Annotated in this window: 14 protein-coding genes; 8 read left to right on the top strand and 6 right to left on the bottom strand. The window is 44.4% G+C overall.

Annotated elements, in window-relative coordinates:
- Positions 1 to 4: 4 nt before the first annotated feature.
- Both ICN33_RS07725 and ICN33_RS07730 read right to left on the bottom strand, forming a co-directional pair.
- Positions 5 to 886, bottom strand: a complete 882-nt coding sequence (locus tag ICN33_RS07725) for a substrate-binding domain-containing protein (protein ID WP_216195954.1) — start codon at positions 884 to 886, stop codon at positions 5 to 7.
- A 5-nt stretch (positions 887 to 891) separates the two neighbouring features.
- Entirely contained in the window at positions 892 to 1,716 is an 825-nt protein-coding gene (locus tag ICN33_RS07730; protein WP_216195956.1) for a substrate-binding domain-containing protein, read from the bottom strand.
- A gap of 76 nt (positions 1,717 to 1,792) precedes the next feature.
- On the opposite strand from ICN33_RS07730, the gene ICN33_RS07735 reads away from it, so the two are divergent.
- Complete coding sequence (locus tag ICN33_RS07735) at positions 1,793 to 2,815, top strand: substrate-binding domain-containing protein (RefSeq protein ID WP_216195958.1); 1,023 nt, start codon at positions 1,793 to 1,795, stop codon at positions 2,813 to 2,815.
- 50 nt (positions 2,816 to 2,865) lie between these two features.
- Complete coding sequence (gene modA, locus ICN33_RS07740; protein ID WP_216195960.1) at positions 2,866 to 3,621, top strand: molybdate ABC transporter substrate-binding protein; 756 nt, start codon at positions 2,866 to 2,868, stop codon at positions 3,619 to 3,621.
- Between the two features lie 7 nt (positions 3,622 to 3,628).
- On the opposite strand, the gene ICN33_RS07745 is transcribed toward modA, so the two are convergent.
- The 3 genes from ICN33_RS07745 to ICN33_RS07755 all read right to left on the bottom strand — a co-directional run bounded on the left by ICN33_RS07745 (position 3,629) and on the right by ICN33_RS07755 (position 5,426).
- Complete coding sequence (locus ICN33_RS07745; RefSeq protein WP_216195962.1) at positions 3,629 to 4,255, bottom strand: FMN-binding negative transcriptional regulator; 627 nt, start codon at positions 4,253 to 4,255, stop codon at positions 3,629 to 3,631.
- A gap of 68 nt (positions 4,256 to 4,323) precedes the next feature.
- Positions 4,324 to 5,085, bottom strand: a complete 762-nt coding sequence (locus ICN33_RS07750) for a hypothetical protein (RefSeq protein WP_216195964.1) — start codon at positions 5,083 to 5,085, stop codon at positions 4,324 to 4,326.
- Complete coding sequence (locus tag ICN33_RS07755; RefSeq protein ID WP_216195966.1) at positions 5,085 to 5,426, bottom strand: cupredoxin domain-containing protein; 342 nt, start codon at positions 5,424 to 5,426, stop codon at positions 5,085 to 5,087. Before ICN33_RS07755 ends, ICN33_RS07750 begins: the two co-directional genes overlap by 1 nt.
- A 91-nt stretch (positions 5,427 to 5,517) precedes the next feature.
- On the opposite strand from ICN33_RS07755, the gene ICN33_RS07760 reads away from it, so the two are divergent.
- The 3 genes from ICN33_RS07760 (at position 5,518) to ICN33_RS07770 (ending at position 8,810) form a co-directional block, all read left to right on the top strand.
- A complete protein-coding gene (locus tag ICN33_RS07760) occupies positions 5,518 to 5,763 on the top strand; it encodes a FeoA family protein (protein ID WP_216195967.1) in 246 nt (81 codons plus the stop codon).
- Complete coding sequence (locus ICN33_RS07765; protein WP_216195969.1) at positions 5,756 to 7,669, top strand: ferrous iron transporter B; 1,914 nt, start codon at positions 5,756 to 5,758, stop codon at positions 7,667 to 7,669. The genes ICN33_RS07760 and ICN33_RS07765 overlap by 8 nt, the downstream gene beginning before the upstream one ends.
- Before the next feature lie 97 nt (positions 7,670 to 7,766).
- Complete coding sequence (locus ICN33_RS07770; RefSeq protein WP_216195970.1) at positions 7,767 to 8,810, top strand: fumarylacetoacetate hydrolase family protein; 1,044 nt, start codon at positions 7,767 to 7,769, stop codon at positions 8,808 to 8,810.
- 90 nt (positions 8,811 to 8,900) lie between these two features.
- Here ICN33_RS07770 and ICN33_RS07775 read toward each other — a convergent pair whose 3' ends face one another.
- Entirely contained in the window at positions 8,901 to 9,788 is an 888-nt protein-coding gene (locus ICN33_RS07775; RefSeq protein ID WP_216195972.1) for a fumarylacetoacetate hydrolase family protein, read from the bottom strand.
- A gap of 112 nt (positions 9,789 to 9,900) precedes the next feature.
- Between ICN33_RS07775 and ICN33_RS07780 the strand changes: the two genes are divergently transcribed.
- From ICN33_RS07780 to ICN33_RS07790, 3 genes are read left to right on the top strand one after another with little or no spacing between them, the layout of a single operon-like run.
- Positions 9,901 to 10,887 (top strand): tripartite tricarboxylate transporter substrate binding protein, encoded by a 987-nt coding sequence (locus tag ICN33_RS07780; RefSeq protein ID WP_216195974.1) that lies wholly within the window; start codon positions 9,901 to 9,903, stop codon positions 10,885 to 10,887.
- Positions 10,887 to 11,684: a class II aldolase/adducin family protein gene (locus ICN33_RS07785; RefSeq protein WP_216195976.1), complete on the top strand. Its 798-nt coding sequence runs from the start codon at positions 10,887 to 10,889 to the stop codon at positions 11,682 to 11,684. The genes ICN33_RS07780 and ICN33_RS07785 overlap by 1 nt, the downstream gene beginning before the upstream one ends.
- Before the next feature lie 21 nt (positions 11,685 to 11,705).
- Positions 11,706 to 12,503, top strand: a complete 798-nt coding sequence (locus ICN33_RS07790) for a hypothetical protein (protein ID WP_216195978.1) — start codon at positions 11,706 to 11,708, stop codon at positions 12,501 to 12,503.
- Positions 12,504 to 12,515 lie beyond the last annotated feature (12 nt).

The raw sequence follows: 12,515 nt of genomic DNA on the forward strand, positions 1-12,515 counted from the left end.
TCTCCTAATGAACGTATTGCTTGGCATATGCAGCATCATTGTAAAGAGGCTCTTGATATTTGGACTTTCCATAATTGCGAATAATTGTCTGACCCTCATTTGAAGCGACAAATTGAATGAATTTCACGGCTATATCGCGATTTGGGGTGCTGCCAACAGGTGCCGCTAGAGCGTCATAGGTATTTACCAAGAACTTATCCCCGCGGTACAAAATCACCAGATTGGGTGCAACATCCTTTTCAGCAACCCAGGTGCTGCTATCAGTCATGAAGTAGGCGTTATCGGTGTTGGCTTTTTTAAGGGATGCCGTCATGAAGTCGTTGGTAACGATATACCAACTGCCTTCTGGAGTGATATCCGTCTTTTTCCAGATATCCATTTCCTTCTGGTGCGTGCCAGACTTATCCCCTCTAGAAATGAAGTTGGCTTTTGCTTTTGCTATCTTGGAGTAAGCGTCTGCGCCGCTGCTTGCTGTTTTAATATTCGCCGGGTCGCTTTTAGGTCCAACAATGTAAAACTCGTTAGAACCAATCAGTGTGCGGCTGGTTGCCCATCCCTCAGCAATGGCCTTATTGACCGCATCCGGAGCATGCACCATGATCATATCCACCTGCCCGGTTTTGAGTAAATTTAGAGAAGCGCCGCTGCCCGCTTTGATCCAGATTAAGCGAGCACCTTCTTTTTTATCAAACGCTTCACCAAGGGCTTGCAGAAGCCCTAATTCACCTGGACTGCCTGTAGCCAATGTAAAGCTTTGACTTCCTTGACCGTAAATTGCTTCTGGTTTTACTGGATTGGATTGTGCCATGGTAATTTGCACTCCCATGCCAAGAGCAACACTAGCAATGAGAGTCTTGAGGGTGATTAGGAATTTCTGATTTTTCATTTCGATTACTTCTTAGCATTCGGGAAGAAGAGTTGTTCGCCATCAATCTTGTAACTGGCAATCACATCTTGACCATTCTTGGAAATGAGCCAATCAATAAATTCTTGACCTTGTGCTTTTTTCACATGAGGGAACTTAGCTGGATTAACTAACATCACACCATACTGATTAAATAACTTCGGATCACCTTGCACCAAGATCACGAGGTCACCACGATTCTTAAAGCTCAGCCAAGTTCCACGGTCGGCCAAGATATAACCATTCATTGCTGAGGCGGTATTTAGAGCGGGCCCCATACCTGAGCCAGTTTCTTTGTACCAGGATTGGCTAGAAGAAGGGCTAATCCCAGCGCCTTTCCAATAGCGTAGCTCTGCTGCATGCGTACCGCTTTTATCTGCGCGGGAAACAAATGGTGCTTGTGCTGCAGAAATTTTCTGAAGTGCAAGCTGAATATCTTTGCCACCACTGATTTTTGCTGGATCAGATTTAGGCCCAATCAGGACAAAGTCGTTGTACATCACTTCGTAGCGCTTCGCTGAAAAACCTTCTTCAACAAACTTTTCTTCGGCAGGTTTGTCATGAACAAACACGACATCCGCATCTCCGCGGCGACCGATGTCCAATGCTTGTCCGGTACCTACAGCAACTACTTTGACTTCAATGCCAGTCTTCATCTTAAAAATAGGGAGCATGTAATTGAAGAGACCGGATTGCTCAGTAGAGGTAGTGGATGAAACCACAATACTTTTCTCTTGCGCATACACCTGAAGGGAGGTGATTGAAAGGGTGGCTAGGGCGGTGAGGAATAGTCTGCGAATCATTTTTTTCATTGCTGCACTCTAATTGGTTGATTAAAAGTCTATGATCGCATACATTAATACTTATTGAATATGCAAAAGATTACATATGCGAATTGAAGTGCGCCCAACCCTTATTGTTAAAACCCAGGCAGATGGAAACAGCTCCGTTGACCTGATCTGGCTTTCTCAATTGCTCAAGGATATTGGCCAAGGAAGTTCTTTGGTGGTTGCCAGCAAAAAATCGGGCACTTCCTATAGGGGTGCCTGGGGCAAGGTTAATCAGGTCGAAGATGCCTTAGGTATGCCCTTGATGATTCGAACCAAGGGTCATGGGTCTGAACTTACTGAATTTGGCATCTTTTTGATTCAGTTTATTGAGGATATGCAGGCAGGATATCTAAAGCATGATGCTCAATACCATGACATTCTGCTCAAGGAAATTAAGAAAATACAAAAGTCAGAAAGTCTTCGTTGGAAATTTTTCTCTAGCAGTGATTCAGTGATTCAAAAAGCGGCTGGAGAAGTGGCGGGGATAGATCTAAAAATTGCTGGCTCGGGAGAGTCTTTGGAGAGATTGTTGAATAACGAGGCGCATATCGCCGGATATCATGTCTCGGATCAAAAGAGTTCAAAAGCAATTTACCAACGCCTATCAAAAAATGACATTCAGATATACCCAGTCATGAAGCGAACTCAGGGATTAATTGTTAAGAAGGGCAATCCTCTGCATATTCGCTCCATAGAAGATCTGGTTGGAAAAAAAGTGCGTTTTATTAATCGACAGATTGGCTCAGGAACTCGACTCTTATTAGATACCTTGCTCATAGAGGAGGGCATTGATCCCTCAGAGATTAATGGATATGTGGCTGAGGAATTTACTCACTCTGCTGTTGCTAATGCTATTTTGGCCGGTAAGGCAGACGTCGGTTTGGGCGTAAAGAATATCGCCTTAGAAAATGGCTTGGGATTTGTGCCACTCAAAGATGAAATTTTCTTCATTGCTATGAATAAAGAAATGGCTACCCAATCAGAGTCTTCAAAGTTGATCCGTAAGATACGGAGCGCCTCTGGAGAGACCCCGGGATATAAAGCAGTTAGCCTCAATAGGCAAATACAGGATTGGCTGTAGCTTCCATTTGAATCGTCAAAGTTGTATGTATCCGCTAGAATGAATTTCATATGACCATGCGGATCCTTACTTTATTAGCAACATGCTTCTTGTTTACTGGTAGCGTATTTGCACAAGTCGCGACTATTGCCGTAGCTGCCAATATGAAGGATGCCTTTGCGGAGATAGCTACTGTATTTAAATCTACAGGTCGACCAGAAATGAGGGTGGTTTATGGCTCTTCAGGTAATTTCACCACGCAAATAATGAATGGGGCGCCATTTAATTTGTTTATTGCTGCTGATGAGCATTTTCCGCTTGAGTTGTATAAAAATGGCAAGACGGTGGACGAGGGCTCTGTCTACGCCATTGGTAAGCTAGCCATCATTGCTAAAACATCTTCTGGCATTAATTTGTTAGGTGGCAAAACAGAAATGGCCCAAGCCATTGCAAGGGCCAATAAAGTGGCCATTGCAAAACCTGAGCTGGCTCCCTATGGAAGAGCAGCAGTGCAGTATTTAAAAACAGAGGGGCTCTGGAATCTCGCTAAAGACAAGCTGGTTTATGCCGACAACATTGGGGCAGCTACAACATACGTAGTAAGCGGCGCTGCTGATCTTGGTTTTACCGCTTCTTCTTTGGCCAAATCGCCTGAGATTAGCAAGCAAACGAGTTTCTTATTAGTCGATCCAAAGCTGTATGAGCCTATTCAGCAGCGCATGGTACTAATCAAGGGTGCGCCTCAAGAGGCGGTAGATTTATATCGCTTTATGCAGGGACCTCAAGCCAAATTGATTTTGCAAAAATACGGTTACAGCATTCCTTAAGCGCTAATTACTCAGGTACTTTCATGTATTGAAGCATTTCTTGTAAGGCCTCTCTGGGAGATTTGCTTAGCTTCTCTACAACCGCCGCATAGTCTTGTTCGGGACGGTTCTGGCTTAGTTTAAATTTACCAGTCAAGCTTTTGATATCAATCTCGATGCCAATAATAGCCTTGAGCATCATTTGCACATATTCTTCCGGGGCGTCGTCTAACTTCCAGCTTGATTGATAGGTTGGTTCGTGAGTATTGGTCATTTGTGAGACGTGTGCTCTGATCCATTGTGGATCATCGATTAACTTGATGCTACCTTCTGCATGAACAGCAGCATAGTTCCAAGTAGGAACCACTTTTCCACCTTTTTGTTTGGAGGGATACCAGGAGGGAGTGATGTATGCATTAGGCCCATTAAAGATGGCTGTAACCAATAGATTGCTGCTGCCCGCCACTTTAACGAGTGGGTTCATTCTGGCGACATGTCCATATAGCTTGGTTTTGTCTGTGCTTAACATGAGGGGCAGGTGGTTAATTTCAAAATGACCATCCAGATTCGCAACGATAGTCGCTAATGGATATTCAGAAATCAGATGCGCTAATACCGTTTGGTCTTCAACTAAAAAATGTTTTGGTAAATACATAAGAGGCTAAGCAGAATGGATAAAAGGTTATATTTAAAAGGAACATAGCAGAGATTGAACCCTTTCCTTTAAAATTCGTACTCTATCTGCATCCTGATGGTATTTTTCGGTGATGCCGTGGTGGTTCCCCAAAGATAGGCTACGTTATATTTCAAAGCCTCCTTACGGCCCAGTTTGGTTTTTCCAAAAATGGCTGGCCCCGCACTAGATTGTTGTTGTTCATTGGTGTTCCAGTTATTCACCTGTCCTAGCCACGAATAAATCTGGGCTCCAAGCTCCAGCTCTGGCTGAAGTCGATATTTAACCTGACCTTGATAGCCAAAATAAGTGCCCTGATTTTCGGTGCCCGTGTAATGTCCTTGCATCAGGACGTTGAGGTTGGCTACCCACTTTTTCCATTCGCTTTGAAATAAGAAACCATATTTCGCTTCATAGCCTTCATTGCGATTTTGAGGACGCTCTACTTCAAGCAGGAAGCCAATATCGACGGGATATTTTCCAGTTTCCGTTAGCTGAAATTTATTTTCCCATTCAACCGCATCAAATTGGGAGTTAGTGCCATCCCAAGTAACTTTCCCATAAATCTCTGTGAACCACCAGGAGTTCACGCCGTAACCAAAACCAATAGAGGCGCCCGATTGTCTATTGTCCTCAACGCTTCTTGGGGTTTGGGTTCCAAGCTTCGTGTCTATCTCCCTTTCGCCTTCTTCGACTCTTGGGGTGTAGATGTAATCTGCTGGCCCACTTAAGTATTCACCAGCATGTACAAAAGTGCTTGTGCAAAGGAGGGCGGCCCATAAAAATCGCCATAGAAAATATTGATACTTCATCACTTAACTCTGACCACACCTTGAGCAGTTTCTGGGCTAAATTCACCTTCAAATTTATAAATACCAGGACTTAAAGGTCCAATGTAGAAAGAGGCTTTGCTGTTGGCCTTAATTAATACCTCCCTGTTGAGGTCGTAGCTTTCAAATTCCTCTGGAGTGTCATCCAGGTTTTCAATCGTGAGTTTTACCTTGGTATCGGCGGGGATATCAATTTCTGATGGTAGAAATCGCCCGTTTTTAATTGAAATCTGGATATCGCTGCTTGCCCCGTAGGAGATATTTATCAAACTCAACAATACGAAAATGCTGATAAGTAATTGTTTTAGATAAGTATTTTTCATGAATGTGTGCATATGTTAATGAGAACCATTCTCAAGTATAAGGTATATAATGAGAATCGTTCCTATTTATTGATAAAAGTGACAATCCTCCATGCATTTGGACCAGGTTGATTTGGAAGTTCTTTGCCGAGTGAGCGCGGTTAACGCGCCTAAAGGTGCCCCTCAAATTAAAGGGCAACTGGAAGATATTGGGTTTTTACCGGGCGAACAGGTGACCGTTCTTCGCAAAGGTTTGCTTGGTAAGGGTCCATATATGGTTCGCGTCGGAGCCTCCACTTTTGCATTGCGTCAAGCCGAAGCGCGCATGATTACAGTTGAAACTGTCCCGCATGTCTGAAGCTAAAGTTCATTTTTACTCGAGTGAGCCACTCGTTGCGTTATTGGGTAATCCCAATTGCGGTAAAACAGCTTTATTCAATTTACTCACTGGCAGTCGACAGAAGGTTGCCAACTATTCGGGTGTCACTGTTGAGCGCAAAGAAGGGCGTCTAACCCTTGAGTCGGGTAAAAATATTCGTGTTCTCGATTTACCGGGTGCGTACAGCCTTTATCCCAGATCGCTCGATGAGAAAGTAACTTGCAATGTATTGCTCGGTAGGGCTGAGGGTGAAAAGCGTCCCGATTTAGTGATCTGCGTTTTGAGTGCAATGAATTTGCGTCGAAATCTGCGCTTAGTATTGGCAGCCAAGCGGCTAGGTTTGCCCTGCGTAGTGGTGCTGAACATGTTAGATATTGCCAAGCGTCAGGGCTTGCAGATCGATACAGTTGCCTTATCAAATGAACTCGGATTACCAGTTCTAACCAGCATTGGAATTCAATCTGATGGTGCTGATGAGATCAAGCAGTTTTTATCGAATCTGGATTGGCGTAATTTGAATGGCTTGCGAACAGGTACAAGTGATGCCACTCTTGAAAATGTTGCCTCTCATATTGCCCATACAGAAACCGATAACATTCAAGTCCAAAGAATTCTGCAAAACCTCAAGCTTGATCAAATTATCCCCGACCAATTAAGCGATCGTTTGGATGCCGTGTTGTTGCATCCCGTCTTTGGCCCCATTATTTTGGTTGGCCTACTCTTTTGCATTTTTCAGGCAGTCTTTAGCTGGGCAACAGTACCAATGGACTTAATCAAGGGCGCCGTGGAGTACCTTGGCGGTCAACTCGTTGAGTTTGTGCCTAATGGTTGGTTGCGCAGCTTATTAATCAACGGAATTTTGGCGGGCTTAGGTGGTGTAGTGATTTTCTTGCCGCAAATTTTGATTCTGTTCTTCTTTATTTTGTTGCTTGAAGAATCTGGTTACCTGCCTAGAGCTGCTTACTTGCTAGACAGGGTAATGGGATCGGTAGGCCTTTCTGGTAGATCTTTCATTCCTCTGTTATCTAGCTTTGCCTGTGCCATTCCTGGAATAATGGCCACGAGAAGTATTACGAACGCTCGCGATCGCATGGTGACAATTCTCATTGCACCCATGATGACGTGTTCTGCGCGGCTCCCGGTTTATGCCTTATTGATATCTGCCTTCATTCCAGAGCAAAAACTTTGGGTTGGGATTGATTTGCAAGGCCTTGTCTTGTTCCTGCTTTATCTTGCAGGGATTTTGGGGGCCATGGCAGTGGCCTGGATTCTGAAACGCTTTACGAGTGAGCAATTTAGGATGAATGCGCTCATGATGGAGCTTCCTAGTTATCACTTGCCACGCATCGGCAATTTAGCTATTAGCTTATGGCAGCGCGCAGAAATATTTTTACGTCGTGTTGGCGGAATTATTTTGCTAATGACTATTGCATTGTGGGTGTTGTCTAGCTTTCCGTTCCCGCCTGAGGGTGCAACAGGATCGCCGATTCAATATAGCTTTGCGGGAATGATTGGACAGGCCTTGGCCCATGTGTTCTCACCCATTGGATTTAACTGGCAAATCAGTATTGCTCTAGTGCCGGGCATGGCAGCTCGTGAGGTTGTGGTTAGTTCATTAGCAACGGTATATGCGCTATCTGGATCGAGTGTTGACGCGGCTGATGCACTAATTCCCTTGATCTCCAGTGGCTGGTCCTTAGCCACAGCTTTATCTCTATTGGCCTGGTTTGTATTTGCTCCTCAGTGTTTATCCACCATTGCAGCAGTGAAGCGTGAAACTGGCGGCTGGAAGATTCCAATCATTATGCTGAGTTACTTATTTGGTTTGGCCTATATGGCGTCCTTTATCACCTATCACCTAGCTATGTATCTGGGTCTAGGTTAAATCTCCAGATGTCTATATTTGCTGCGGCACCGCATAAAAGGGTGCGGTAGTATTCCTTTTGTATTTAAAAAATAGATAACAACAAAAGGAGATATTAATGAGTTCTAGACGTCAATTTATGAAGACTGCTTCTGCTGCGGGAGCTGGTTTAGTGGCAGCCTCTACCATGGGTGTCATGCAGGAGGCTTCAGCTCATCCAACTTCGACCTGGGGAGGGGGGATCTACTCTGGTCCTCGTGAAATGGTAAGAAATAGCAAAATTCTCTCGATCCAAAATGCGGATGGAACAGAAACCTTGGGTGTAGTTACCCCAAAAGGGGTTATCGATATTCGTGCTGTAGCTAAGAAAATGAAGATTGCAGCACCGACTACTTTGGATCAATTATTGCAAGAAGGTAATGCTGCTGGATTTAATAAGGTAGTAGCAAGCGCCGATAAATCTGGCGTGCCTTACTTAAAGGAATCCGACATTACTTTCGGGCGCCTATTTAAAAACCCTGGAAAGATTGTTTGCGTTGGCTTAAATTACCGTGCGCATGCGGATGAGGTTGGTATGGCTCACCCACGAGTACCGCCGCTATTCAATAAGTACAACAATAGTCTTACGTCCCATAATTGTTTATTACAAATTCCACCACCATCAGTTTCTTATAAGCTAGATTATGAGACTGAGTTGTTAATTGTTGTTGGCAAGCAGATGCGTAACGTTCCTGAATCAGCTGCTTTGGATTATGTGGCGGGTTATTGCACCTCAAATGATTTCTCATCACGTGATTTGCAATTGGAGTTACCGAGTGGGCAATGGATGATTGGAAAGACATTAGACCAATACGCGCCAATTGGGCCTTACTTTGTTACCTCTGACTTGGTGGGTGACCCGAATAAGCTTCAGGTGAAGACATGGGTTAATGGCGAGTTACGTCAGAACTCAAATACCTCAGACTTTATTCACAACACTCAAAAAATGTTGTCTTATATCAGCACCTACTGGACTCTGGAGCCAGGAGATATTGTTTTCACTGGCACACCTCAAGGCGTGATTGCTGGCATGCCAAAAGACAAGCAGGTCTGGTTGAAGAAGGGCGATAAGATTGTAAGTTCAGTAGAAAAGCTCGGAGAACTGAAGTTCACTTTGGCTTAATCTTCATAAGATTGCCTGCAAAAAGAAAGCCACCCTAGGGTGGCTTTACTTAGACTTGAATAGCTAATCAACCTAAGAGCTTAATGCAACTTATTCGGCAATAAAAGTATTCTCTAGCTTTCCAATGCCACCCATCTCAACAACAACAACATCGCCGTTAACTAAATACTTGGGGGGTTTAAAGCCAATACCAACGCCTACTGGTGTGCCTGTAGCAATCAGATCGCCAGGGTAAAGCGTAATGCCTGCAGAGACGGTTGCAATCATATTGGGGATGTCAAAGATCAGATCTTTGGTATTCGAGTTCTGACGTAACTCACCATTGACCCAGCACTTAACAGAGATGTCTTCCGCATCAACTTCGTCTGCTGTAACAACCCATGGACCCATTGGGCAGAAGGTATCAAAACTTTTACCTAAAAACCATTGCTTGTGCCTTTGCTGCCAATCACGTGCAGTCACGTCATTGATTGCTGTGTAACCCCACACATGCTTCATGGCATCTGCTTCAGTAATCCCCTTGCCACCTTTGCCAATCACAATAGTGAGCTCGGCTTCGTAATCAATGCAAGTTGATACTGCAGTTGGAATGATGACGTTGGTATTGGGGCCAGTTACAGACTCAGGTGGCTTTGTGAAAAAGATTGCATGGCTTGGAATATCTTCGCCAGGTTTAGCGCTGCCATCAAATCCACTGTTGGAAAATTCTTTAGCATGTTCATGGTAGTTTTTTCCGACGCAGAAAATATTGCGGCGTGGTCTTGGAACAGGGGCAAGAAGGCGAATATCACTAAACGTATGGGTAGAAATGGGTTTTGGTAATTTCTCGGCTAGATCGGATTTGAGGATAGCCACGATCCCATCCTCGCTAACATCAATACCTAAATCGAGTTCTTGAACTGTATTGCCGTCGGCAGAAACAATTCCCACGCGAGTTTTGGTGGGCTCTTTGGCTAAAACAAATGCTGCATATTTCATGATTGCTATCTCCGGCAGGGTTTTGTCTACGCTAACCCCTATTTATTGTGATGAATCTTGTAGTAGGATAAAGAACATAAATAATAACTAAATTACGTACTAGAGACAAAAAATGAGGCAAAAATATCTAGCCATTCCAATCGCAGCCTTGTTATGGGTCAATTTGCTCTGTCAAAGTGCATTTGTGCAAGCCCAAGATGCTTGGCCCACGAAACCCATCACCATGGTTGTCCCATTTCCGCCAGGCGGGGTTGCAGATACTGTAGGAAGACCGGTGGCGGAGGCTCTTTCTCGTGGTTTGGGTCAACCAGTGATAGTGGAAAATAAAGCTGGGGCTGGCGGTGGTATTGGTATGGCTGCAGTGGCTAAAGCCAAGCCTGATGGCTACACTATTTTGATGGCCCTATCTTCTATATCGATTATTCCTGAGGCGGATAAGATCGTTGGTAGAGAGCAATCATTTCAGCTTAACCAGCTGAAGCCCATCGCTCGTTTTACAGCAGACCCAACAGTTTTGGTGGTGAGAGCAGATAGTCCTTGGAAGGACTACAAATCTTTTGTGGCGGCAATGCGCGCCAATCCAGGCAAATACAACTTCGGTTCGTCAGGTAACTACGGAACAATGCACGTGCCAATGGAGATGCTCAAATCTTCCGAGAAGTTTTATATGGTGCATATTCCTTACACAGGTGCGGGACCGGCAATTGTGGGCTTACTTGGAGGTCAGGTAGATGCAATTGCTACAGGGCCTTCTTCTATCGTTCAGCAAATTAAGGCGGGCAAGGTTCGTGCTTTGGCTCATTGGGGTGATGGCAGGCTGGCCAGTATGCCCGATGTACCGAGCTTTAAAGAGATGGGGGTGAAGATAGAGTTTTTTCAATGGGCTGGTTTATTTGTGCCTAGTGCAACCCCTGACTACATAACAAACAAATTACGTGAAGCTGCAAAACAAGCCGCAAATGATGAGCGTGTTCGCACCGTAATTAATGGCGCTGGAAGTCCAATTCAATATATGGATGCGCCTGAATTTAAAACCTATTGGGATAAAGAATCTGCTCAGATGGGTGAAGTTGTCAAAAAGATCGGCAAGGTGGAATAATGCAAAATCGATTACTTCTTGCGTTTCTGATTATCTTTATTGCTCAGGCTGACGCCGCTACCGTTCAGGAGCAGATGGATCAAAATCCAGCGGTCAAGACGGCAGTTGAAGAGCTTGTTCTAGCAAATCATATTTTGTACGACCAGAATGCAGTAGATGGGTATGGCCATATTAGTGTCCGTAATCCAGCCAATCCCAATACATTCTTTCTGGCGAGAAGTGTTGCACCTTCCGTAGTCAAAGTTGAAGACATCATGGAATTTGATATGAACGGTAAAGCTTTAAATGGTGATACTCGAGTAGCTTATGGTGAGCGTTACATTCATAGTGGTGTTTTTAAAAATCGTCCGGATATTAATTCAGTAATTCATGGCCATGCTTCTCCAGTCCTTCCTTATGGCTTAACGGGGGTTAGTCTTAAGCCGGTTTATCACATGAGCGCTTTCTTAGGTGAGGGCGCACCTGTTTTCGAGATTCGTAATTTTGCCAAGCCTAATCCAGATACAGACATGTTTGTTAGTAATGTCGAGTTAGGCGATGCCTTATCTAAGACCATGGGCTTACAGTATTTTGTTTTGATGCGCGGTCATGGATACGCTGCAGGTGCAGATTCGATTAAGAAAGCTGTGTTCAGGACTATCTACGCGATTCAGAATGCCAGTATTCAGGCTGAGGCAATGAAGATGGGGCAGGTACAGTACCTTAGCCCTGGCGAGGCTATTACTGCGCAAGAGACGATCGAGAAAACCATTGGTCGCCCATGGCAACTTTGGAGTGAGCGCGTCAAAAAACCCTAATCATTGTTAAACTGACGCATCATGCAGATGCAAGCTCGTCCTCCAATCAAAGTACTTATCCAGGGCTTGCTGTTAGCTTTAATCTTACTTTCGCCCTCCATTAGTATGGCGGTGTTGCAAGATGAAATTCAGGTGTATGACGACGAAATTAATGCTAAGGGTGAGGCAAGTCTAGAGGTGCATTTAAACAGCACGCCCCGAGGCATTCAAAGCCCTTCTTATCCTGGGGAGGTAATGAGTAACAACGGTGTGCGGGTAACACCAGAGTTTGCTTATGGCCTTGGTCATGACCTCGAGGCTGGTTTGTATATCTCTTATGTGAACTACGACAACAAGTTTCAATATGCTGCTACTAAGCTCCGCATGAAGTGGTTACCAATGCGTGAAGATAAGGGCGACTCTTTTTTCGCAGGTGCAAATCTAGAGTTAGCTAACGTACAACCCCAGTTTGATGAGTCCAGATATAACAGTGAAATGCGTTTCATTATCGGCAAGCATTTTGATGAGTGGCTTTTCTCTTTCAATCCAATTATAGATATGCCGCTTTCACAACCCTATGTCCATCAAGCACCCTATTTTTCTACGGCTACGCGCCTATCAAGAGAAGTGACCCCAGAGTTGGCTCTTGGAGTTGAGTACTACTCCAATCTGAATCAAATCAATCAGCCAATCAATTATCAAAATACCCAGCAAATGGGTTTCTTAATGATGTACTACGATGGCAAACCACTTTCTTTTCAGGCTGGAGTAGGTAAAGGTTTTTCTAACAGCACGGATTCATTAACGCTCAAGGCGATTTTTTCTATTCCATTGAATTAAACGCCGGCAGCT

The sequence above is a fragment of the Polynucleobacter sp. UB-Tiil-W10 genome (genome assembly GCF_018881605.1).
In the GTDB taxonomy this organism is placed as follows: domain Bacteria; phylum Pseudomonadota; class Gammaproteobacteria; order Burkholderiales; family Burkholderiaceae; genus Polynucleobacter.

Coding starts and splice junctions, on each gene's coding strand:
- ICN33_RS07765 (WP_216195969.1), top strand. CDS start 5,756: ATGTCTGAAGCTAAAGTTCATTTTTACTCGAGTGAGCCACTCGTTGCG.
- ICN33_RS07755 (WP_216195966.1), bottom strand. CDS start 5,426: ATGAAAAATACTTATCTAAAACAATTACTTATCAGCATTTTCGTATTG.
- ICN33_RS07790 (WP_216195978.1), top strand. CDS start 11,706: ATGCAGATGCAAGCTCGTCCTCCAATCAAAGTACTTATCCAGGGCTTG.
- ICN33_RS07785 (WP_216195976.1), top strand. CDS start 10,887: ATGCAAAATCGATTACTTCTTGCGTTTCTGATTATCTTTATTGCTCAG.
- modA (WP_216195960.1), top strand. CDS start 2,866: ATGACCATGCGGATCCTTACTTTATTAGCAACATGCTTCTTGTTTACT.
- ICN33_RS07725 (WP_216195954.1), bottom strand. CDS start 886: ATGAAAAATCAGAAATTCCTAATCACCCTCAAGACTCTCATTGCTAGT.
- ICN33_RS07760 (WP_216195967.1), top strand. CDS start 5,518: ATGCATTTGGACCAGGTTGATTTGGAAGTTCTTTGCCGAGTGAGCGCG.
- ICN33_RS07745 (WP_216195962.1), bottom strand. CDS start 4,255: ATGTATTTACCAAAACATTTTTTAGTTGAAGACCAAACGGTATTAGCG.
- ICN33_RS07775 (WP_216195972.1), bottom strand. CDS start 9,788: ATGAAATATGCAGCATTTGTTTTAGCCAAAGAGCCCACCAAAACTCGC.
- ICN33_RS07750 (WP_216195964.1), bottom strand. CDS start 5,085: ATGAAGTATCAATATTTTCTATGGCGATTTTTATGGGCCGCCCTCCTT.
- ICN33_RS07780 (WP_216195974.1), top strand. CDS start 9,901: ATGAGGCAAAAATATCTAGCCATTCCAATCGCAGCCTTGTTATGGGTC.
- ICN33_RS07730 (WP_216195956.1), bottom strand. CDS start 1,716: ATGAAAAAAATGATTCGCAGACTATTCCTCACCGCCCTAGCCACCCTT.
- ICN33_RS07770 (WP_216195970.1), top strand. CDS start 7,767: ATGAGTTCTAGACGTCAATTTATGAAGACTGCTTCTGCTGCGGGAGCT.
- ICN33_RS07735 (WP_216195958.1), top strand. CDS start 1,793: ATGCGAATTGAAGTGCGCCCAACCCTTATTGTTAAAACCCAGGCAGAT.